The following is a 19549-nucleotide window of genomic DNA, read 5'->3' as shown; positions in this document are numbered from 1 at the left end:
CGTTTCTATACGATAAGCTGACTGAACAGTTCCTGCATGTCCGGCGGCATCGCGCTGTCGAAACCCAGCGTTTTGCCGGTGATCGGATGCACGAACCCCAGATGCGCGGCGTGAAGCGCCTGTCGCCGGAAAGTCAGCGTGTCCAGCACCTGCTTGTGAGCATGTTTTGTTCTACCATAGACCGGGTCGCCCAGCAAGGCGTGGCCGATCGACGCCATATGGACGCGCACCTGATGCGTCCGCCCGGTTTCCAGCCGGCATTCGACCAGTGTCGCGTCGCGGAGCAGCTCCAGCGTGCGGTAATGCGTCACGGCGCGCTTGCCGCCCGCGACGATTGCGACCTTCTTGCGGTTGTTGAGCGAGCGCGCGAGCGGGGCGTCGACCGACCCTGCCGCCGGCATCGGCCGCCCGCCGACGATCGCGCGGTAGCGGCGATCGATGCTGTGCGCGGCGAATTGCTTCGCCAGTCCTTCGTGGGTGCGGTCGGTCTTGGCGGCGACCATTAGCCCGGAAGTGTCCTTGTCGATCCGGTGGACGATCCCCGGCCGCGCGACCCCGCCGATGCCGGACAGCGAGCCGTGGCAATGGTGAAGCAGCGCGTTGACCAGGGTGCCGTCGAGATTGCCGGCGGCGGGATGGACGACCAACCCGGCGGGCTTGTCGATCACGATCAGATGCTCGTCCTCGAAGGCGATGACGAGCGGAATGTCCTGCGCCTCATTGTGCGCCGGCGTGGGGGCGGGGACCGCGACCGCGAAACGCTCGCCGCCGCGCGCCTTGCGCGACGGATCGCGCATCGCGGTGTCGCCTTGCGTGACCTGCCCGGCGTTGATGAGCACCTTCAGCCGTTCGCGCGACAAGGTCGGCACCGCATCGGCGAGCGCACGGTCCACCCGCCAGCCGTCCGCTGCCGGTGCGATCGTCGCTTCGAGAATGATGACCCCCCGGTCCATTGCTTTGCTAGATGGCGATGATGGTCAGGATTACAATCGCCCAGCGAAACGAACTGCGCGCATCGGCCGCGGGGACTCGCGACGAAATTTGCGGATTGTTGCTGGGGAAGGGCGACACGATCGCCCGGCTGTTGCCGTGCCGCAACGTCGCCGCGGACCCGGCGACGCGCTTCGAGATCGACCCGGCCGCGCTGATCGCGGCGCACCGCGCGGCGCGGCGCGGAGGCGAGCAGGTGATCGGTCACTATCATTCGCATCCCTCGGGGACCGCCCGGCCGTCCCCACGCGATGCGGCGGATGCGGCGCCGGACGGGAGCATCTGGGTGATCGTCGCGGGCGAGATGGTGACGGCGTGGCGCGCGGTCGAGAAGGGCGCGGTGCACGGACGATTCGATCCGCTGCGGCTTGACGTAGGCGGTTGCACCGACACCGGCGACTCGCCACAAGGCGTTAACCCTGTTTCGCCGAGGTAACCTCTTCGATGTCCATCAGCCCGGTCGATTTCGCGTCGCTCCTCTGTTCGCGGCTTTGCCACGATCTGCTGTCGCCGGTCGGCGCCCTCAACAACGGGCTGGAATTGCTGAATGACGAAACCGATCCGGAGATGCGCGCCCGGTGCCTCGAACTGCTGAACGAAAGCGCCCGGACCTCGGCGAACAAGTTGAAGTTCTTCCGGCTGGCCTTCGGCGCGGCGGGTGGCTTTGGCGAGCGGGTCGACGTGCGCGAGGCGCGGCAGGCGGTCGAGGCGCTGCTGGGCGACAACAAGCGGCTGAACCTGCAATGGCTGGTCGAGGCGGCCGAACTGCCCAAGGTGGCGGTCAAGGTGCTGCTCAACCTCGCGCTGATCGCGGGCGACACGCTGGTGCGCGGCGGTACGGTGACGATCGGCACCGAGGAGAGCGCCGAGGCGACCGAGATCGTGCTGCGCGCGGAAGGGCCGCGGATCGTGCTCGACCCCGATTTGCGCGCCACGCTGACCGACGGGCCGGCCGACGATACCGCGGTTGCGCCGCGCGCCGCAGCGGCGTTCCTGATCCACGAGCTGGTGCGCGAGGCGGGCGGATCGGTGGTGGTCAGCGAGCCGGTCGATGGCGCGCTGCTGTTCGGCGCGGCGCTTCCACACCGCTAGGGCGCATCGACATTCAGTTCTGACGGCCTGCAAACGCCGGTTCCGCGCGCTTCCGGTGCTCACGTACTGAAAGTACGCTGCGCTCCGGATCACGCGAAACCACCGTCTTCGACTCGCCATCTCCTGAATGTCGATGCGCCCTAAGTTCAACGGTGGCGCGGTAAAGACCCTTTTAACGCCTGTCGTGCGATGCCGTCTGCCTGACTTGGGCAACGGGACCGCATGGACGATCTGCTGCAGGAATTCATCGCCGAAACGCGCGAGACGCTCGAGGCGATCTCGGGCGAGATCGTGGGTTGGGAGGCCGACCCCAGCGATCGTTCGCGGCTGGATGCGATCTTTCGGTTCGTCCACACGATCAAGGGCAGCTGCGGCTTCCTCGATCTGCCGCGGCTCGCACGGCTGAGCCACGCCGCCGAGGACGCCCTCGCGGCGGTCCGCGCGGGCGAGCGTGCGCCGGATCAGGCATTGGTGACCGTGATCCTCGCGATCATCGACCGGATCGGCGAGATCGTCGAGGCGATCGATGCGGGCGAGGCGCTGTCCGAGGCCGGCGAGGCGATGCTGATCGCGGCGCTGGACGGCGCGATCGCGGGCGAGACCAGCGCCGCAGCCGAACCGGCCGACGCACCGGCGGTCGCTTCCGCCAGCCGCGCCGCGCCGAAGCGCTCGGTCCGCCTGTCGGTCGACCTGCTCGACCGGATGATGAGCGGCGTGTCGGACATGGTGCTGGCGCGCAATCAACTCGCGCGCCACCTTCGGATGATCGACGATCCGCGGCTCGAGTCGATGCTGGAGCGGCTGAGCATCTCGGTCGACGAGTTGCGCGACACGGTGACGCGGACGCGGATGCAGCGGGTCGAGTCGCTGTTCTCCGCGCTCCCGCGACTGGCACGCGATTCGGCGGCGGCGCTCGACAAGTCGGTGACGCTGACGATCGAAGGCGGCGACGTCGAACTGGACCGCGAGATGATCGAGCTGTTGCGCGATCCGCTCGTGCATCTGGTCCGCAACGCGGTCGATCACGGGATCGAGGATCGCGCCGGGCGCATGCGCGCGGGCAAGGCGGCCGCCGGGCAATTGCGGATCGTCGCACGACAGGCCGGCAACCTCATCATCATCGAGATCGCCGACGACGGGCGGGGGATCGACAGCGAGCGATTGCTTGCCAAGGCATTGCGCGAACAGCCGGAGCGCGCCGCCGAACTCGCCGCGCTCGACGAGGAAGGACGGTTGAAGCTGATCTTCGAGCCCGGCCTGTCGTCGCGCGACGAGGTGACTGCGCTGTCCGGGCGCGGCGTCGGGATGGACGTGGTGAAGGCCAATGTCGAACAGGCCGGCGGGCGGATCTCGCTGACGAGCCGGCCGGGGCAGGGGCTGACGATCGCGCTGGAAGTGCCGTTGACGCTCGCGATCCTCAACGCGGTGCTGGTCGATGCCGCGGGGACGCGCTTCGCGATCCCGCGCCAGTCGGTCGACGAGATCGTCGCGGTGGATGGCGGCGCGGTACGGGTCGACCGGGTCGCGGCGGGGGCGGTGGTGCTGCTGCGCGGACAACGACTGCCGATGGTGTCTTTGCCGACGCTGCTGGGACAGGATGAATCCCAGGCGGCGCCCGGTTTCCTCGCGATCGTCTCGTTGCGCGAGGGGCGGTTCGCGCTGGCGCTCGACGGCGTGCGCGACACGCAGGAACTGGTGGTCAAGCCGGCGGCCCCGGCGGTGATGTGCGCGGGTATCTACGCCGGGCAGATGCTGCCCGACGACGGCGCACCGATCCTGTTGCTGGATTGCTCGGCGATCGCGGCGCGCGCGGCGCTCGCCTTCGAGCGCCCCGACGCCGCGGTGGCGGAGGCGGAGCTGGTCGAGCCGGTGCGCGCCTTGCTGTTCGACGACATCGACGGCGTGCGCCGGATGATCGTGTCGGATGCGGTCGACCGGATCGAGGGAGTCGCGACCGGCGCGGTGCGCGCATTGGCCGGTGGCCTGTGGCTGACGATCGGCGACCGCTCGATCCCGGTGTGGGCGGGAACGGGTGCGGTCGCGGGTGAGGTGCGGAAGGTGTTGCGCCTCCAGCTCGACGATCAGGAACTCGCCTATCCGATCGCCGATCCGATCGAGATCGTGCCGCTGCCGCAGGATATCGCGCCGGCCGCCAACCCGCATGGCGTGATCGCAGGGCTGGCGGTGATCGATGGCGAGCCGATCGAGCTGGTCGATCCGCTGGCGTTGTTCGACGACGCGCCTGCGATCGCCGAGCGTCCGCTGTGCCTGCTCCATGGCGCGGAGAGCGGCTGGATGGAGGCGTTCCTCAAGCCGGCGATCGAGCAGGCGGGCTATCGCGTCGTGCGTCGCGCGCCGCCCGGCACGCCGGTTACGCTGGCGCTGGCGATGGAGGATGACGCCGATGCGCCCCCGGTGCCGGCGCTGCGCCTCAGCCGCGAGCGTGGCAAGCCGCTCTACCGCTTCGACCGCGCCGCGCTGATCGCCGCGCTGAAGGGATATGCCGCATGAACCATGCCCTGCACCTCGTCGCGCGGGTTGGTGACCGCGGATTGCTGTTCGATGCCGAACGCGTCGATTCGGTGGTCGAGGTCCACAGCACCGTTCCCGCACCGGGCGCGGCACCGGCGGTGGTCGGGCTGGCGGCGATGCGCAGCCGCGTCGCCACCGTGATCGACGTGCGCGCGTTGTTCGGCGGCACGCCGATGCCGCGTGACGGCAAGGGCGGGCGCGCGGTCGCGACGCTGGTCGACGGGCATCTGTATGCGATCGCCGTCGATGCGCTGGAGGATGTCGCGACCTTCACGCTCGCGCCGGCACCGATCGCACAGGGCGCGGCGGGCGAATGGGATTTCGTCACCGGCGTCGCGGAGGGCGACGGCGAAACCTTGATGGCGGTCGATATCGACCGCCTGGTCGCGCGCGCCAGTGCGCTGAACTGAGCGCGGTCGTTAACCCCATCCTTACTGCGGCGCGGCCAAGATCGGTCAGCACCAGAAATATCGGAAAAGACATGAAAACCTGCCTGATCGTCGATGATTCGAAGGTGATCCGCAAGGTGGCCCGTCACATTCTGGAGGCGCTCGACTTTTCGGTGTCCGAGGCAGGCGACGGACGTGAGGCGCTGACGCAATGTCGGCAGTCGTGCCCCGACGTCATCCTGCTCGACTGGAACATGCCGGTGATGAGCGGCATGGAATTCCTGCGCGCGCTGGGCGAGGAGCCGATGCCGCATCGCCCGAAGGTGGTGTTCTGCACCACCGAGAACGGCATGGCCCACATCCGCGCCGCGATCGAGGCGGGCGCCGACGAATATGTGATGAAGCCATTCGACCGGGAGACGTTGCACAGCAAGCTCCAGATCGTCGGCGTCGCCTGAACCCGACCGGGCCGGTGCCGGAACCCGTCATGATCCCGCGCAGCGATCCGGCCGGCCCGGCCCGACGTAGGCCGCGTGTGCTGATCGTCGACGATTCGGCGGTTGCACGCGCCGCGCTGTCGCGGTTCGTCAGCGGCAGTGGCCGGTTCGATCTCGCCGCTGCGCTGCCCGATGCGCAGCGTGCGCTCGCCTTCCTGCGCACCGAGCGGGTCGATTTCATCCTGCTCGACCTCATCATGCCGCATCAGAGCGGGATCGAGGCGCTGCCCGACTTGCTGAAGGCCGGCGCAGGCGCGCGCGTGCTGGTGGTGTCGAGTTCGGCCGCCGAGGGCGCGGCGGTGACGATGCGCGCGCTCGCGCTCGGCGCGGCGGACACGCTGGTGAAGCCCAGCATCGGGGCCTTCGCCGGACGCTTCGGCGAGACGTTGCTGGCGCGGCTCGACCTGCTCGCCGCGCACGGGCTCGACCGCCCGCTGCCACGCCGTGCGACGATCATGACGCCGCCGCCGTTCGATGCGATCGCGATCGGCGCATCGACCGGCGGCATCCACGCGCTCGCTTCGTTGCTGGAGCAGGTGCCGGCGACGATGACGCAGCCGATCTTCGTTACGCAGCATCTCCCGCCGTCCTTCTCGCCCTATTTCGCCGCGCAGGTCGGTGCATTCGCCAAGCGCCCCTCGTCGATCGCGCACGAGCGGCGACGCGTGGTCGATGGCGAGGTGTTGATCGCGCCGGGCGACGCGCACCTGCTGGCGGCGATGCAGCCCGACGGCCATATCGCCGCGCGCCTGTCGCAAGCGCCGAGTCCGACCGGTAACCTGCCGTCGGTCGATCCGATGCTCACCAGCCTGGCACACGTTTATGGCCCGCGACTGCTGGCGATCATGCTGACCGGCATGGGGCGCGACGGGCTGGAGGGGGCGCGCGCGGTCCGTGCCGCGGGCGGGACGATCGTGGTGCAGGATCGCGACTCGTCGGTCGTCTGGGGAATGCCGGGTGCGGTGGCGGAGGCGGGGCTGGCCGACGCGGTGCTCGCGCCGCAGGAAATCGGCGCAATGATCGCGGCGCGTCGCGCCGGGGTACGCGGTTGATGGCGGAGATCGATCCCGGCTCGGCCCGCGTCTTCGCGGCGCTGCTGGAGGCGCGCACCGGGCAGCGGATCGCCAACGGCCGCAGCTGGCGCTTCGAAGCATCGCTGGGGCCGCTGCTGCAGGCCCATGCGCTCGACCGCGTCGATCAGCTCGCGGCACGGCTTATCGAGGGCAAAGACAAGCAATTGGCCGACCGGATCGTCGATGCGCTGCTCAATCAGGAAACGTCGTTCTTCCGCGATGCCGGCATCATTGAGGGGGCGGCCCAGGCGGTCGCCGGACGTGCGCCGCTCCGCGTGTGGTGCGCGGCCTGCGCGACCGGGCAGGAGCCGCTATCGCTGGCGATGCTGTTCGCCGAAGCGGGCGGCGCGATGCCGGAGATCGTGGCCACCGACGTCTCTGCCGCCGCGATCTCGCGCGCGCGTGAAGGCACGTACTCGCAATTCGAGATCCAGCGTGGGTTGCCGGTGCGGCGGATGGTGAAGTGGTTCGAGCCCGCCGCCGACAATCATTGGCGTGCGTCGTCCGTGCTGTTGGGCGCGATCCACTATCGCCGACACAATTTGATCGTCGACATGCCACCGGCCGGTGAGTTCGACCTGATCCTGTGCCGCAACCTGTTGTTCTATTTCGCGCCGCATCAGCGCGAGCAGGTGCTGGGGCGGCTGGCGGGGGCGCTGAAGCCCGATGGTCTGCTGTTGCTCGGCGCGGGCGAGACGGTGATCGGCCAGTCCGAACGGCTCCGCCCAAGCCTGCGCGCGCGCGGCTTCTACGAGCGCGTGCCAGCCACGACCGACAGCAACCGGGTTTACACCGGGCTTTGATTTCGCGAACGACGGTGCATCGGATAACGATGACGAGGTCGATGGTGACAGAGGGGGAGCGTCGGACGGGCGGATCGGGCGCATGAGGTGCCGCGAGGTGCCGTCGCCGAACTTCAACGAACGGCTGCTGCCGATCTCGATGATCGTGCTGCACTATACCGGCATGAAGACCGCGCAGGAGGCGCTGGACCGGCTTTGTGACCCCGCCGCGGAGGTGTCGTGCCACTATTACGTCGACGAGGACGGCACGATCACGCGGCTGGTCGCCGACGACAAGCGCGCGTGGCACGCGGGGGCATCACACTGGCGCGGCGTGACCGACGTCAATTCGGCGTCGATCGGCATCGAGATCGTCAATCCCGGTCACGATCATGGCTATCGGGCGTTCCCGGAGCCGCAGGTCGAGGCGGTGATCCGGCTCGTCGCGCATCTGAAGGACATGTACGAGATCACGCGCGGCAATATCGTCGGTCATTCCGACGTCGCGCCGGTGCGCAAGCGCGATCCGGGCGAGTTGTTCCCGTGGCACCGGCTGGCGCGGCTGCGGCTCGCGCTGCCGCGGCCGACGAAGAATCTGGTCGATCCGATGTGGGGCGAGGCGGCGTTCTGCCTCGCGCTCGAGCGGTTCGGCTATGACGTGAGCGATCGGATGGCGGCGATCATGGCCTTTCAGCGGCGTTTCCGACCCGAGCTGATCGACGGCGAGATGGACGCCGAATGCCGAATGATCCTGCTCGCCTTGCTGCTGCCGAGGCCGCAGGGAGATGAGTAGCTGTTGGTCGAACGGGTTGGATCATCACTTCCGTTCGCCCTGAGCTTGTCGAGGGGCGTGTGACTGGGCACGTGCTTCGACAAGCTCAGCACGAACGGAGAGGCCGTTGACGGGACAGCGCTTCCCTAACGCCCACAGCCGCGCTACGGCGGCTTCGCCAGAGGGCCGGGCGGCCGCGTCGCGCGCAAGCGTGCCGAGGAAAGTCCGGGCTCCATGGAACAACGGTGGCGGGTAACGCCCGCCGGCTCGGGCTTCGGCCCGCAGTCAGGGACAGTGCAACAGAGAGCAGACGGCCTGGGCCTCGGCCCGGTCATGGTGAAAGGGTGCGGTAAGAGCGCACCGCGCGGCCGGTAACGGTCGTGGCACGGTAAACCCCACCGGGAGCAAGACCGAATAGGGGCGGCATGGCGGCGCTTGCGTCGCCGGGGTGTGTTCCCACCCGCTGCCCGGGTTGGTTGCTGGAGCGCGTCGGCAACGGCGCGCCGAGAGGAATGGTCGCCTATCCCCGTTCGCGGGGTGGACAGAACCCGGCTTACAGGCCCTCTGGCAAATTCGCTGCCGCTAGTCGGTTGGCGCGAGCGCGACGCGCCCCTATGTGCCGCAGGAATGGCACGTATTCCCACCCGATCGAACGACTGGGGCTTCCCCCGCTGGCGTGGCTATGGCGCCAATCGCGAGGCGACGACGGTGCGGTTGTGCGATCGTCACGGCTGCACCGAGCCGGGGACGTGCCCGGCGCCGAAGTCGCCGAACAGCCCGGAGCGCTGGTATTTCTGTCAGGCGCATGCCGCCGAGTACAATCGCGGCTGGAATTATTTCGAGGGCCTGTCTGCCGAGGAGGCCGCGCAGCGCGAGGCCAACGAGCGGCGCGACGCGGGCGGCTTCTCGCAGTCGAAGCATCAGGCTTGGGCGGGGTCGGGCGACGGCTCGCGCTCGCGCGACGAGCTGCGCGCGCTGGAGGTGCTGGAGCTGGAGGTCGACGCGTCGTTCGACGACGTGCGGCTGGCGTGGCGGCGGCTGGCCAAGTCGAACCATCCCGACGTGCGGCCCGGCGACAAGGACGCCGCGACCCGCTTTCAGGCGATCCAGGCCGCTTATGACGTGCTGCGCGTCGCCGAGGAGGCGCGGACCTGGAAGCCGCGCGCCGAGCCATGAAGGATCAGGTGCGCGCCGGCTGGACCGGCGCGGTGCTGGTGTGCGGGAAGTGCTCGAAGAAGCTGGGTGGCGGGTTTGGCAACAAGGGCAAAACGTCGCTCGCCAAGGCGCTGCGGGGCGAGCCGGGATTCGGCAAGGGACGCAAGGCGACGGTCGGGGTGGTCGAAGTGAAGTGTCTCGGCATCTGTCCAAAAGGGGCCGTGACGATCGTCGATAGCCGCGCGCCGGGGTGCTGGCGGATCGTGCCGGCGGGGGCGGATGTCGCGGGGTTGGGCGAGCTACTAAGCCCTCCGCCGTCGCCCCGGACTTGATCCGGGGCCCCGCTTCTTCTTGTAGGCAGGGGTTAGAAGCGGGGTCCCGGGTTAAGCCCGGGACGACGATGAGGTGGGGGGCAGCCGTGCCGCCCTCACGCCATCGGTAGCTCCTCCAGCACCTTGTCGAGCGTCAGCGGATAGTCGCGGATGCGGACGCCGCAGGCGTTGTAGATCGCGTTGGCCACCGCCGCCGCTGCGCCGCACAGCCCCAGTTCGCCGACGCCCTTGGCCTTCATCGGCGAGCTCTTGTCGTCGAGCGTCTCGAGGAACACCACCTCCTGATGCGGCACGTCGAGGTGCACGGGGACGTGATATTCGGCGAGATCGTGGTTGACGAAATAGCCGAAGCGCGGATCGACCACCGCGTCTTCCATCAGCGCCGCGCCGATCCCCATCGTCATCCCGCCGATAACCTGACTGCGCGCCGACTTCGGGTTGAGGATGCGCCCGGCATCGTAGACCCCCGACATCCGCCGCACGCGGATCTCGCCGGTATAGACGTTGACCGCCGCCTCGACGAAATGCGCACCGAAGGTCGCCTGCGCGTAATCCTTCTCCAGCGTGCCGTACTCCATCGTGTCTTCGCCGCTGATGCCTTCGTCGCCCGCCGCCTTGGCGAGATCGACCGCGCGGTTGCCGCTCGACACCTTCCCGTCGGCGAAGGTCACATCGTCTGAATTGAAACCGAGTTTCTGCGCGATGCGGCGGCGCAGGTCGACGCAGGCGGCGTAGACGCCCGCGGTCGAGCTGTTGCCGCCCCATTGCCCGCCCGAGCCCGCCGACACCGGGAAGCGACTGTCGCCGAGCAGCACAACGACCTTGTCGAGCGGCACACCGAGCATCTCGGCGGCGGTCTGCGCGATGATCGTGTAGCTGCCGGTGCCGATGTCGGTCATGTCGGTGGCGACCGTCACCATGCCCTTGCGATCGACCCCGACGCGCGCGCCCGACTTCATGTTCATGTTGTTGCGGAACGCCGCCGCCATGCCCATGCCGACCAGCCAGTCGCCGTCACGTACCTGCGCCGGTTTCGGGTTACGGCGGTTCCAGCCGAACTTCGCCGCGCCTTCCTCAAGGCAGCGGACCAGATTGCGGTCGGAGAACTTCCGCTCGGGCTTCTCCGGATCGACCAGCGTGTCGTTGACGATGCGGAAGCGGACCGGGTCCATGCCCAGCTTCTCCGCCATCTCGTCCATCGCGACTTCGAGCGCCATCATGCCGGGCGCTTCGCCGGGCGCGCGCATCGCATTGGCTTCGGGCAGGTCGAGCACCGCGAGATGCGTCTCGGTCAGCCGGTTGTCACCGGCGTAGAGCAACTGCGTCTGGTTGGCCGCGGTCTCCGGGCCGCCGCCGGGCAGGTCGCCCGACCACGTCTGGTGCGCGATCGCAGTGATCTTGCCGGCCTTGTCCGCACCGATGCGGATGCGCTGGATCGTCGCCGGGCGGTGGGTGGTGTTGTTCATCAGCTGCGGCCGCGCGAGCGCGACCTTGACCGGCCGTCCCGCCGCCTTCGCCGCGAGCGCCGCCATCACCGCGTCGGACCGCACCCACAACTTACCCCCGAACCCGCCGCCGACATAGGGCGAGACGACGCGGATCTTCTCCTTGGGGATCAGCAGCGTCTCGCTCATGTCGCGCACCGCCCAGGCGATCATCTGGTTGCTGGTCCACAGCGTCAGTTCGTCGCCATTCCACGCCGCGATCGTCGCGTGCGGCTCCATCATCATGTGGCTCTGGTCGGGCGTGGTATAGGTGGCGTCGAGCTTGACCGGCGCGCTGGCGAACGCCCCCGCGAAGTCACCGCGCGCGGTCTTCATCTTGTCGCCCTTGGCGATCGGCGCACCATCCTTGACGGCCTTCAGCTCGTATTTGCCCTTTACGCGGGCATAGTCGACGCGGACGCGCTTGGCGGCGTCGCGCGCCTGCTCGAACGTCGCGGCGACGACGATCGCGACCGCCTGATCGTAATGCTCGACCTCCGGTCCGGCGAGCATCGTCGCGGTATGCGCCTTGGCCTTGCCGAGCTTGCCGGCATTCTCATGCGTCACGACCGAGAGCACGCCGGGCGCGCGCTGCGCATCGCTGGTGTCGATCCGCGTGATCCGCCCCTTGGCGACCGCCGCGCCGACGATCACGCCATAGGCGTGGTTGGGTGCGACATCGTTGCGCTCGAAGGCGTAGGGCGCGGTTCCCGTCACCTTGAGCGGGCCGTCGATGCGGTCGGTCGGCCTGCCGATGACCTTCTGCTGGTCGATCGGGTTGCGTCCGGCGGGGGTATCGAACTTCATGCTGCGCGTCCTTCGGCGAGCACCGCGGCCAGCGTGCGCTCGACCAGCGGAATTTTATAGGCGTTCTGCGACGTCGGTGTGGCACCGGCGAGCGCGGCGGCAGCGATTGCCTTCGCACCACCGTTGGCGCGCGCTTCGGCGGCGGCGACGCGCCACGGCTTGTGCGCAAGGCCACCAAAGGCGAAGCGCGGCGTGCCGCTCTCGGGCAGGATCGCGGCGACCGAGATCGTCGCAAAGGCGTAGGAGGCGCGGTCGCGGACCTTGCGATAGATGTGCGTGCCGTGCACCGGCGCGGGCAGCGTCACAGCGGTGATCATCTCGCCGGGCGTAAGCGCGGTTTCGACCCACGGCGTGCTGCCGGGCAGGCGGTGGAAATCGTCGATCGGGATCGTGCGGGTGCGCCCGGCGCCGTCGACCGTCTCGACGGTCGCGTCGAGCGCGCGCATCGCCACCGCCATGTCGCTGGGATGCGTCGCGATACAATCCCTGCTGGTGCCGATCACCGCCAGCGCGCGGCTGTAGCCGCCGAGCGCCGCGCAGCCCGAGCCGGGCTTGCGCTTGTTGCACGCCTGGTTGGTGTCGTAGAAATACGGGCAGCGGGTGCGCTGGAGCAGGTTGCCCGCGGTGGTGGCCTTGTTGCGCAACTGTCCCGACGCACCCGACAGCAACGCGCGGCTGAGCACGCCATAGTCGCGACGCACGCGTGGATCGGCGGCGAGTGCGGTGTTGCGGACCAGCGCCCCGACGCGCAGTCCTCCACCCGGCGTCGCCTCGATCGTGTCGAGCCCAAGCCGGTTGACGTCGACGAGATGCGTCGGCGCCTCGATCTGCAGCTTCATCAGGTCGAGCAGATTGGTGCCGCCCGCGACGAACTTCGCGCCCGGCTTCGCGGCGACCGCAGCCGCGGCTGCGGCGGGGGAGGTGGCGCGCTCGTAAGTGAAGGGCTTCATGCGACGTCCTCCGCGCCAGCGACATCGGCGATCGCGGCGACGATGTTCGAATAAGCGGCGCAGCGGCAGATGTTGCCGCTCATCCGCTCGCGCACCTCCTGCGCGTCGATGCGGCCGGCGACGGTGAGATCGGCCGAGACGTAGCTCGGCACGCCGTCCTTCACCTCCTGCAACATCGCCACCGCCGCCATGATCTGGCCGGGGGTGCAATAGCCGCATTGATAGCCGTCATGCTTGACGAACGCGGCCTGCATCGGGTGCAGGTCGCCCGGCCTTCCGAGCCCCTCGATCGTGGTGATGGTGTCGCCGTCGTGCATCACCGCGAGCGTCAGGCACGAGTTGATGCGCTTGCCCTCGACCATCACCGTGCAGGCGCCGCACTGGCCATGGTCGCAGCCCTTCTTGCTGCCGGTGAGGTGCAGATGCTCGCGCAGTGCGTCGAGCAACGTGACGCGTGGGTCGAGATCGAGCGCGCGCTTCTTGCCGTTGACGGTGAATGACACCGGGACGGTGGCGGCAGGGGTCTCGGCCGGGAGCGGCCGGGCCTCGAGCGGCAACGCCGTGGTGGAGGCGGCGGCGACTCCGCTGACGAGCGCCCCGCGCCGCGTGAGGCTAAATCCGTTGGTATCGGTCATGTCCGTCCTGCTGCGGAAACGGGCAGGAACGCCGCTTCCTTCGATGAAACGCGCCCGATCCATGTTATATCCGGCTGCAACACAAGGATACACACGCCGCTGGCGGCTGACCACCGCCTGTACTAACATCCATGTCAAAAGCATGGAGAGGAAAAGCATGGAGAGGAAGCGCATGGCGACGGCGGCGATGGTGGAGTCCACGGCGATGGCACCGGGCGAATGGGAGGCGCGGGTCGATCTCGCCGCCGCCTATCGGCTGGTGGCGCTCTATGGCTGGGACGATATGATCTTCACCCACCTGTCGGCGCGCGTGCCGGGGCCGGAGCATCATTTCCTCATCAACCCCTATGACATGATGTTCGAGGAGATCACCGCGTCCTCGCTGGTCAAGATCGATGTCGACGGGCAGCCGGTCGGCGTGAGCGCGCATCCGGTCAACCCGGCCGGGTTCACGATCCACTCCGCGATCCATATGGCGCGCGACGATGCGCAGGCGGTGATGCACCTGCACACGCCGCATGGACAGGCGGTGTCGGCGATGGCGTGCGGGCTGTTGCCGCATACGCAGACCGCGATGATCGCGTCGCACGATGTCGCCTATCACGAATATGAAGGGATCGCGACCGATCTGGAGGAGCGCGAGCGGCTGGTCGCCGATCTCGGCGCGCGCCACGCGATGATCCTGCGCAATCACGGGACGCTGACGGTCGGCGACTCGGTCGCGTCGTGTTTTCTGCGCCTCTATTTCCTTGAACGCGCCTGCGAGGCGCAGGTGTTGATGCTCGCGGCCGGGGCGGACGGCCTGCACACGCCGCCGCAGGGCGTCGAGGACAAGGTCGCGCGGCAATCGCCGCCGGCCGGGGTCGGGATGCTGGCGCGAGGTCTGGCGTGGCCGGCGTTGCTGCGCAAGCTCGACCGGATCGATCGGTCCTATCGCGATTGACGCTTGGCGCGCCCCCGCCGGGTGCGATACGTGAGCGCTAACAAGCAACGGAGGGGATGATGGCGATGTGGCGCGTGGTGATGGCGGGATCGGCGATGGCGCTCGCCGCGCCGGCAATGGCGCAGGAGGCGGCCCCGCGCTTCGCGCACATCTTCGCCGATCATGCCGTGCTCCAGCGCGACCGGCCGATCGCAGTGTGGGGGCGGGGTGCGCCGAACGCCGCGGTCACGGTACGACTCGGCGAGCAGCGCGCCACCACAACCGCTGATGCGCAGGGCCGGTGGCGCACGACGCTGCCGGCGCAGGCCGCGGGCGGGCCTTACACGCTGGCGCTCGACGGCGGGCAGACGCTGAGCGACATCATGGTCGGCGATGTCTTCCTGTGCGGCGGCCAGTCGAACATGGAGTTCATGGTCAAGCAGTCGACCAACGCCTGGGGCGCGTTGCAGACGCCGGCCGACCCGGACCTGCGCTATGCCACGATCCCCGACACCAGCCGTGCGCAGCCGCTCGCCGATCTGGAAGCGCCCGCCAAATGGCAGCGGGTCGGGCCGGAGACGGTCGGCGATGCATCGGCGGTCTGTTACTACATGGCGCGCTCGCTGCGGCAGAGCGAGAAGGTGCCGATCGGCTTCATCAACTCCGAATGGGGCGGAACGCGGATCGAGAGCTGGATCAGCCCGGCGTCGCTGGTGACGATCCCGCGGCTGAAGGATGGGATCGCCGCGGTCGATCTCTACGGGCGCGATCCGGCCAAGGCGCTGGCGCAGGACGGCGCGCGGCGCGAGGCATGGTGGAAGGCGCACGATCCCGCCGCCGCGCGGCAGGCGGCGTTCCGGCGCGCCGACTTCGACGACAGCAAATGGGCGACGATCCCGACCTCGGCATGGAAGGAGGCGGGCGTGCCCGCGCTCGCCGCCTTCGAGGGCGTGATGTGGCTGCGCGGCACGATCGACCTGACCGCCGCGCAGGTCGCGGCGGCCAAGACGCTGCAGCTCGGGCCGATCGATCAATATGAGGAGACGTGGGTCAACGGTCGTTATGTCGGCGGCGGCAGCGTCAATTGGGCGTGGCGGCACTACGACGCGCCGGCGGGGACGTGGAAGGTCGGTCGCAACGTCGTCGCGATGCGCGTGCTGGGCGGCGCGAACGGTGGCGGGCTGACCGGGGCCGCGCCGCGTGGACTGGAACTGGCGGACGGGACATTGGTGCCGTTCGCCGGGCCGTGGCGCTACAGTCAGGGCCGCACGCTGACCGGCGAGAAGATCGCGCCTGCGCCGTGGGACGTGCCCAACAGCCTTGCGACGCTCCACAACGGGATGATCGCGCCGTTCGCCGGCTACGGGCTGAAGCTCGCCGCCTGGTATCAGGGCGAGTCGAACGCCGGCGAGGCGTCGACCTATCGCGAGTTGATGACGTTGTTGATGGCGGACTGGCGGCGGACCTTCGCCGCGCCGACGTTGCCGTTCTTTGTCGTCCAGCTCACCTCCTACGGCAAGCCGTCGACCGCGCCGGTGCAGTCGGGTTGGGCGGAGCTGCGCGAGGCGCAGGCGCAGGCGGTCGCGCAGGATGCGCAGGCCGGGCTCGCGGTGACGCTGGACGTCGGCGACCGGTTCGACATCCACCCGACGCAGAAGACTGTCGTCGGCGAGCGGCTGGCGCGTCTGGCGCGCGTCGTCGCTTATGGCCATCCGGGGCTCCGTAGCGGGCCGGAGGTCGCGGGCGTGTCGCGGAGCGGCAGCGATCTGGTGGTGCGCTATCGCAACGTCACCGACGGGCTGCATACGTATAGCGCAGGGCAGGCGATCGGTTTCGAGGCGTGCGTGGGCGATACGTGCCGCTACGTTCCGGCGGAGGCGCGCGGCGACACGGTGGTGTTGCCGGGCGCGAATGCCGCGGGCGTGACGAAGGTGCGGTACGCGTGGAGCGATGCGCCGTTCACGAACCTGTTCGATGGCGCGGATCTGCCGGCGGCACCGTTCGAGCGTGGGGTGGAGTAAGCGGCGTCGTTGCGAGCGTAGCGCGACTATCCAGAGCGTCCTGATCCAGCCCTGGATCGCCTCGCTACGCTCGCACTGACGCCACCTCCTGCTGTTACCCCGGCGAAGGCCGGGGCCCAGTTGGGAAGGTCGTAGTGGTCGAACGGTTCGCGTCATTACCAGCCGTTCGCAACTGGACTCCGGCCTTCGCCGGGGTGACGCTTTGATTTTGAGGTAACGGAGCACTCCAAAACCAAAATGGCCCCGGCATCGCTGCCGGGGCCACTCGCTTGCTGCACGCAAAGCGAAGCGGTTAGTCGCGATCGCCGGTCAGGAAGGCCGGAGCGAAGGCCGGGGCGTCGCCCTCGTCCTTGCCGCCGCCTTCGCCGCGCTCACGACGCGGGCCACGGCCTTCGCGACGCGGACCACGGTCGCCGCCGCGATCCCCACCGCGACCACCGCCATCACGGCGCGGGCCACGGTCGCCACGGCCACCGCCGTCACGATCGCCGCGCGGCTCGCGGGCGGGGCGGGTGTCTTCCAGCTCGGCACCGGTTTCCTGATCGACGACGCGCATCGACAGGCGGACCTTGCCGCGCGGATCGATCTCGAGGACCTTGACCTTTACGGCCTGCCCCTCGGTCACGACGTCGCCCGGCTTCTCGACGCGCTCGTTCTTCATTTCGCTGACGTGGACGAGGCCGTCCTTGCCGCCCATGAAGTTCACGAACGCCCCGAAGTCGACGATGTTGACGACCTTGCCGTCATAGATCTTGCCGACCTCGGCCTCTTCGACCAGCCCCTTGATCCACTTGATCGCGGCGTCGATCTGCGCGTGATCCGACGACGACACCTTGATGACGCCCTCGTCATCGATGTCGACCTTCGCACCGGTGGTGGCGACGATCTCGCGGATCACCTTGCCGCCGGTGCCGATCACTTCGCGGATCTTCGACTTGTCGATCGTGAAGGTCTCGATGCGCGGCGCGTGCGCCGACAGCTCGCTACGCGTCGAGTCGAGCGCCTTGGCCATTTCGCCGAGGATGTGCGCGCGACCTTCATGCGCCTGCGCCAGCGCGACCTTCATGATCTCCTCGGTGATGCCGGAGATCTTGATATCCATCTGGAGCGCGGTGATGCCCTCGCTGGTGCCCGCGACCTTGAAGTCCATGTCGCCGAGGTGATCCTCGTCACCGAGGATGTCCGACAGGACCGCGAAGTCCTTGCCCTCGAGGATCAGCCCCATCGCGATGCCGGACACCGGACGCTTCAGCGGCACGCCCGCGTCCATCATCGACAGCGAGCCGCCGCACACCGTCGCCATCGACGACGAGCCGTTCGACTCGGTGATGTCGCTGGTGACGCGGATCGTGTAGGGGAATTCCTCCTTCGTCGGCAGCACCGGGTGCAGCGCGCGCCACGCCAGCTTGCCGTGGCCGACTTCGCGACGGCCCGGCGCGCCGAAGCGGCCCACTTCACCGACCGAATAGGGCGGGAAGTTATAGTGCAGCATGAAGTGCTGGTACGACAGGCCGTTGAGGCCGTCGATCATCTGCTCGGCGTCGCGGGTGCCCAGCGTCGTGGTCGCGATCGTCTGCGTCTCGCCACGCGTGAACAGCGCCGAGCCGTGCGCGCGCGGCAGGAAGTGGACTTCCGCCTCGATCGGGCGGACGGTCTTGGTGTCGCGACCATCAATGCGGCGGCCGGTCTTGAGGATCGCGGTGCGGACGATATCCGCCTCCAGCTTCTTCACCAGCTTGAGGCTGGCGAGATATGCCTGCGGATCGCTGTCCTTCAGGTCGGCCATGCCGTCGCGCGCCTTGGTGCGTGCGGCGTTGATCGCGGTCTGGCGCGCCTGCTTGTCGGTCAGCTTGTAGGCCGCCTCCAGATCCTTGCCGATCAGCTTCTTCAGCTTGGTCTTCACCGCCGCGCTATCGGCCTGGACCTTCAGCTCCCACGGCTCCTTCGCCGCCTGCTCGGCGAGGTCGATGATCGCGTTGATGACGTCCTGCGACGCCTTGTGCGCGAACATCACCGCGCCCAGCATCACGTCCTCGGACAGCTCCTTGGCTTCCGACTCGACCATCATCACCGCGTCGTGCGTCGCGGCGACCATCAGGTCCAGCTCGCCCTCGACGACCTGCGCGTCGGACGGGTTGAGGATATACTCACCGTCCTGATAGCCGACACGCGCCGCGCCGATCGGGCCCATGAACGGCACGCCCGACAGCGTCATCGCCGCCGACGCCGCGATCATCGCCAGCAGATCGGGTTCATTCTCGCCATCATACGACATCACCTGCGCGATGCAGTTGATCTCGTTGTAGAAGCCTTCGGGGAACAGCGGACGGATCGGGCGATCGATCAGGCGGCTGACCAGCGTCTCACGCTCGGTCGCGCCCCGCTCGCGCTTGAAGAAGCCGCCGGGAATGCGGCCGCTCGCGGAGAATTTTTCCTGATAGTGAACGGTGAGCGGGAAGAAATCCTGCCCTTCCTTCACGGTCTTGGCGGCGGTCACGGCGCACAGCACCACCGTTTCGCCGAGCGTCGCGATCACCGCGCCGTCGGCCTGGCGGGCGACCTTGCCCGTCTCCAGGGTCAGCGTCTTGCCGCCCCACTGGATTTCCACCTTCTTGGTATCGAACATCTGATTTCCTTCACTCCCCGCGCCCGATGCGAGGGGGGCCTGCGAGTGAGCCAGTAGCGGCTCGGAGGTTGGACCGTATTGTCCTTCCCCCATCGTCACCCCGGCGAAGGCCGGGGTCCAGCTCCAGCGGCTGGAAGAGCGCTCCTGCGCTCGTACTTGCTGGATCCCGAATCGGCGTCGGGATGAAATAAAGGCGCCTTGCGGCGCCTTTATTTCACTTGCGGAGGCCGAGCTTCGCGATGAGCGCCAGATAGCGGTCACCGTCCTTCTTGCGGAGATAGTCGAGCAGCGAGCGCCGCTTGTTGACCATCATCAGCAGGCCGCGGCGGGAGTGGTTGTCCTTGGCGTGGCCCTTGAAGTGCTCGGTCAGGTTCTTGATCCGCTCCGTCAGGATCGCGACCTGGACCTCGGGCGAACCGGTGTCGCCTTCGGCGCGGGCGTTGTCCTTGATGACTTCCTGACGGCGTTCTGCGGTAATCGACATATGGGT

The 19549-nt window shown here is 68.4% G+C and carries 18 protein-coding genes and 1 other RNA gene; 13 read left to right on the top strand and 6 right to left on the bottom strand.

What is annotated here, in order from left to right; translation table 11 throughout:
- Positions 1 to 5: 5 nt before the first annotated feature.
- Positions 6 to 953, bottom strand: a complete 948-nt coding sequence (locus tag PGN12_13080) for an RluA family pseudouridine synthase (protein ID MEH3104824.1) — start codon at positions 951 to 953, stop codon at positions 6 to 8.
- Between the two features lie 17 nt (positions 954 to 970).
- Between PGN12_13080 and PGN12_13075 the strand changes: the two genes are divergently transcribed.
- The 11 genes from PGN12_13075 to PGN12_13025 all read left to right on the top strand — a co-directional run bounded on the left by PGN12_13075 (position 971) and on the right by PGN12_13025 (position 9614).
- Positions 971 to 1426 (top strand): M67 family metallopeptidase, encoded by a 456-nt coding sequence (locus PGN12_13075; protein MEH3104823.1) that lies wholly within the window; start codon positions 971 to 973, stop codon positions 1424 to 1426.
- Between the two features lie 8 nt (positions 1427 to 1434).
- Positions 1435 to 2082: a histidine phosphotransferase family protein gene (locus PGN12_13070; protein ID MEH3104822.1), complete on the top strand. Its 648-nt coding sequence runs from the start codon at positions 1435 to 1437 to the stop codon at positions 2080 to 2082.
- Between the two features lie 222 nt (positions 2083 to 2304).
- On the top strand, positions 2305 to 4593 hold the full coding sequence (locus tag PGN12_13065; GenBank protein ID MEH3104821.1) for a chemotaxis protein CheW: 2289 nt from the start codon (positions 2305 to 2307) through the stop codon (positions 4591 to 4593).
- Positions 4590 to 5024 (top strand): chemotaxis protein CheW, encoded by a 435-nt coding sequence (locus PGN12_13060; GenBank protein MEH3104820.1) that lies wholly within the window; start codon positions 4590 to 4592, stop codon positions 5022 to 5024. The genes PGN12_13065 and PGN12_13060 overlap by 4 nt, the downstream gene beginning before the upstream one ends.
- Before the next feature lie 71 nt (positions 5025 to 5095).
- Complete coding sequence (locus tag PGN12_13055; GenBank protein ID MEH3104819.1) at positions 5096 to 5461, top strand: response regulator; 366 nt, start codon at positions 5096 to 5098, stop codon at positions 5459 to 5461.
- Between the two features lie 29 nt (positions 5462 to 5490).
- Positions 5491 to 6552, top strand: a complete 1062-nt coding sequence (locus tag PGN12_13050) for a response regulator (protein ID MEH3104818.1) — start codon at positions 5491 to 5493, stop codon at positions 6550 to 6552.
- Positions 6552 to 7376, top strand: coding sequence for a protein-glutamate O-methyltransferase CheR (locus tag PGN12_13045; protein ID MEH3104817.1), 825 nt, complete (start codon positions 6552 to 6554; stop codon positions 7374 to 7376). Before PGN12_13050 ends, PGN12_13045 begins: the two co-directional genes overlap by 1 nt.
- Before the next feature lie 82 nt (positions 7377 to 7458).
- The gene (locus PGN12_13040) at positions 7459 to 8148 is read left to right on the top strand and encodes an N-acetylmuramoyl-L-alanine amidase (GenBank protein ID MEH3104816.1); all 690 of its coding nucleotides are present in this window, start codon (positions 7459 to 7461) and stop codon (positions 8146 to 8148) included.
- A gap of 157 nt (positions 8149 to 8305) precedes the next feature.
- An RNA gene (rnpB, locus tag PGN12_13035) (RNase P RNA component class A) lies at positions 8306 to 8699 on the top strand.
- Between the two features lie 55 nt (positions 8700 to 8754).
- On the top strand, positions 8755 to 9303 hold the full coding sequence (locus tag PGN12_13030; GenBank protein ID MEH3104815.1) for a DnaJ domain-containing protein: 549 nt from the start codon (positions 8755 to 8757) through the stop codon (positions 9301 to 9303).
- Positions 9300 to 9614 (top strand): (2Fe-2S) ferredoxin domain-containing protein, encoded by a 315-nt coding sequence (locus tag PGN12_13025; GenBank protein ID MEH3104814.1) that lies wholly within the window; start codon positions 9300 to 9302, stop codon positions 9612 to 9614. The genes PGN12_13030 and PGN12_13025 overlap by 4 nt, the downstream gene beginning before the upstream one ends.
- A 95-nt stretch (positions 9615 to 9709) precedes the next feature.
- On the opposite strand, the gene PGN12_13020 is transcribed toward PGN12_13025, so the two are convergent.
- Genes PGN12_13020 through paoA form a run of 3 tightly spaced genes read right to left on the bottom strand, consistent with a single transcriptional unit; the run spans position 9710 to position 13490 of the window.
- Entirely contained in the window at positions 9710 to 11905 is a 2196-nt protein-coding gene (locus PGN12_13020; GenBank protein MEH3104813.1) for a xanthine dehydrogenase family protein molybdopterin-binding subunit, read from the bottom strand.
- Positions 11902 to 12855, bottom strand: coding sequence for a xanthine dehydrogenase family protein subunit M (locus PGN12_13015; GenBank protein MEH3104812.1), 954 nt, complete (start codon positions 12853 to 12855; stop codon positions 11902 to 11904). Before PGN12_13015 ends, PGN12_13020 begins: the two co-directional genes overlap by 4 nt.
- On the bottom strand, positions 12852 to 13490 hold the full coding sequence (gene paoA / locus PGN12_13010) for an aldehyde dehydrogenase iron-sulfur subunit (GenBank protein MEH3104811.1): 639 nt from the start codon (positions 13488 to 13490) through the stop codon (positions 12852 to 12854). Before paoA ends, PGN12_13015 begins: the two co-directional genes overlap by 4 nt.
- Before the next feature lie 172 nt (positions 13491 to 13662).
- Here paoA and PGN12_13005 point away from each other — a divergent pair, with 172 nt between their 5' ends.
- Both PGN12_13005 and PGN12_13000 read left to right on the top strand, forming a co-directional pair.
- A complete protein-coding gene (locus PGN12_13005) occupies positions 13663 to 14433 on the top strand; it encodes a class II aldolase/adducin family protein (GenBank protein ID MEH3104810.1) in 771 nt (256 codons plus the stop codon).
- 59 nt (positions 14434 to 14492) lie between these two features.
- Positions 14493 to 16433, top strand: coding sequence for a 9-O-acetylesterase (locus PGN12_13000; GenBank protein ID MEH3104809.1), 1941 nt, complete (start codon positions 14493 to 14495; stop codon positions 16431 to 16433).
- 292 nt (positions 16434 to 16725) lie between these two features.
- Here the strand turns inward: PGN12_13000 and pnp are convergent, their stop codons facing one another.
- Entirely contained in the window at positions 16726 to 19059 is a 2334-nt protein-coding gene (gene pnp / locus PGN12_12995) for a polyribonucleotide nucleotidyltransferase (protein MEH3104808.1), read from the bottom strand.
- A gap of 214 nt (positions 19060 to 19273) precedes the next feature.
- Positions 19274 to 19543, bottom strand: coding sequence for a 30S ribosomal protein S15 (rpsO, locus tag PGN12_12990; GenBank protein ID MEH3104807.1), 270 nt, complete (start codon positions 19541 to 19543; stop codon positions 19274 to 19276).
- Positions 19544 to 19549: the final 6 nt, after the last annotated feature.

Source organism: Sphingomonas phyllosphaerae (genome assembly GCA_036946405.1).
In the GTDB taxonomy this organism is placed as follows: Bacteria; Pseudomonadota; Alphaproteobacteria; order Sphingomonadales; family Sphingomonadaceae; genus Sphingomonas; species Sphingomonas phyllosphaerae_D.
This window is presented reverse-complemented; position numbering and strand designations above follow the sequence as displayed.

Coding starts and splice junctions, on each gene's coding strand:
- PGN12_13080 (MEH3104824.1), bottom strand. CDS start 953: ATGGACCGGGGGGTCATCATTCTCGAAGCGACGATCGCACCGGCAGCG.
- PGN12_13075 (MEH3104823.1), top strand. CDS start 971: ATGATGGTCAGGATTACAATCGCCCAGCGAAACGAACTGCGCGCATCG.
- PGN12_13070 (MEH3104822.1), top strand. CDS start 1,435: ATGTCCATCAGCCCGGTCGATTTCGCGTCGCTCCTCTGTTCGCGGCTT.
- PGN12_13065 (MEH3104821.1), top strand. CDS start 2,305: ATGGACGATCTGCTGCAGGAATTCATCGCCGAAACGCGCGAGACGCTC.
- PGN12_13060 (MEH3104820.1), top strand. CDS start 4,590: ATGAACCATGCCCTGCACCTCGTCGCGCGGGTTGGTGACCGCGGATTG.
- PGN12_13055 (MEH3104819.1), top strand. CDS start 5,096: ATGAAAACCTGCCTGATCGTCGATGATTCGAAGGTGATCCGCAAGGTG.
- PGN12_13050 (MEH3104818.1), top strand. CDS start 5,491: ATGATCCCGCGCAGCGATCCGGCCGGCCCGGCCCGACGTAGGCCGCGT.
- PGN12_13045 (MEH3104817.1), top strand. CDS start 6,552: ATGGCGGAGATCGATCCCGGCTCGGCCCGCGTCTTCGCGGCGCTGCTG.
- PGN12_13040 (MEH3104816.1), top strand. CDS start 7,459: ATGAGGTGCCGCGAGGTGCCGTCGCCGAACTTCAACGAACGGCTGCTG.
- PGN12_13030 (MEH3104815.1), top strand. CDS start 8,755: ATGGCACGTATTCCCACCCGATCGAACGACTGGGGCTTCCCCCGCTGG.
- PGN12_13025 (MEH3104814.1), top strand. CDS start 9,300: ATGAAGGATCAGGTGCGCGCCGGCTGGACCGGCGCGGTGCTGGTGTGC.
- PGN12_13020 (MEH3104813.1), bottom strand. CDS start 11,905: ATGAAGTTCGATACCCCCGCCGGACGCAACCCGATCGACCAGCAGAAG.
- PGN12_13015 (MEH3104812.1), bottom strand. CDS start 12,855: ATGAAGCCCTTCACTTACGAGCGCGCCACCTCCCCCGCCGCAGCCGCG.
- paoA (MEH3104811.1), bottom strand. CDS start 13,490: ATGACCGATACCAACGGATTTAGCCTCACGCGGCGCGGGGCGCTCGTC.
- PGN12_13005 (MEH3104810.1), top strand. CDS start 13,663: ATGGCGACGGCGGCGATGGTGGAGTCCACGGCGATGGCACCGGGCGAA.
- PGN12_13000 (MEH3104809.1), top strand. CDS start 14,493: ATGGCGATGTGGCGCGTGGTGATGGCGGGATCGGCGATGGCGCTCGCC.
- pnp (MEH3104808.1), bottom strand. CDS start 19,059: ATGTTCGATACCAAGAAGGTGGAAATCCAGTGGGGCGGCAAGACGCTG.
- rpsO (MEH3104807.1), bottom strand. CDS start 19,543: ATGTCGATTACCGCAGAACGCCGTCAGGAAGTCATCAAGGACAACGCC.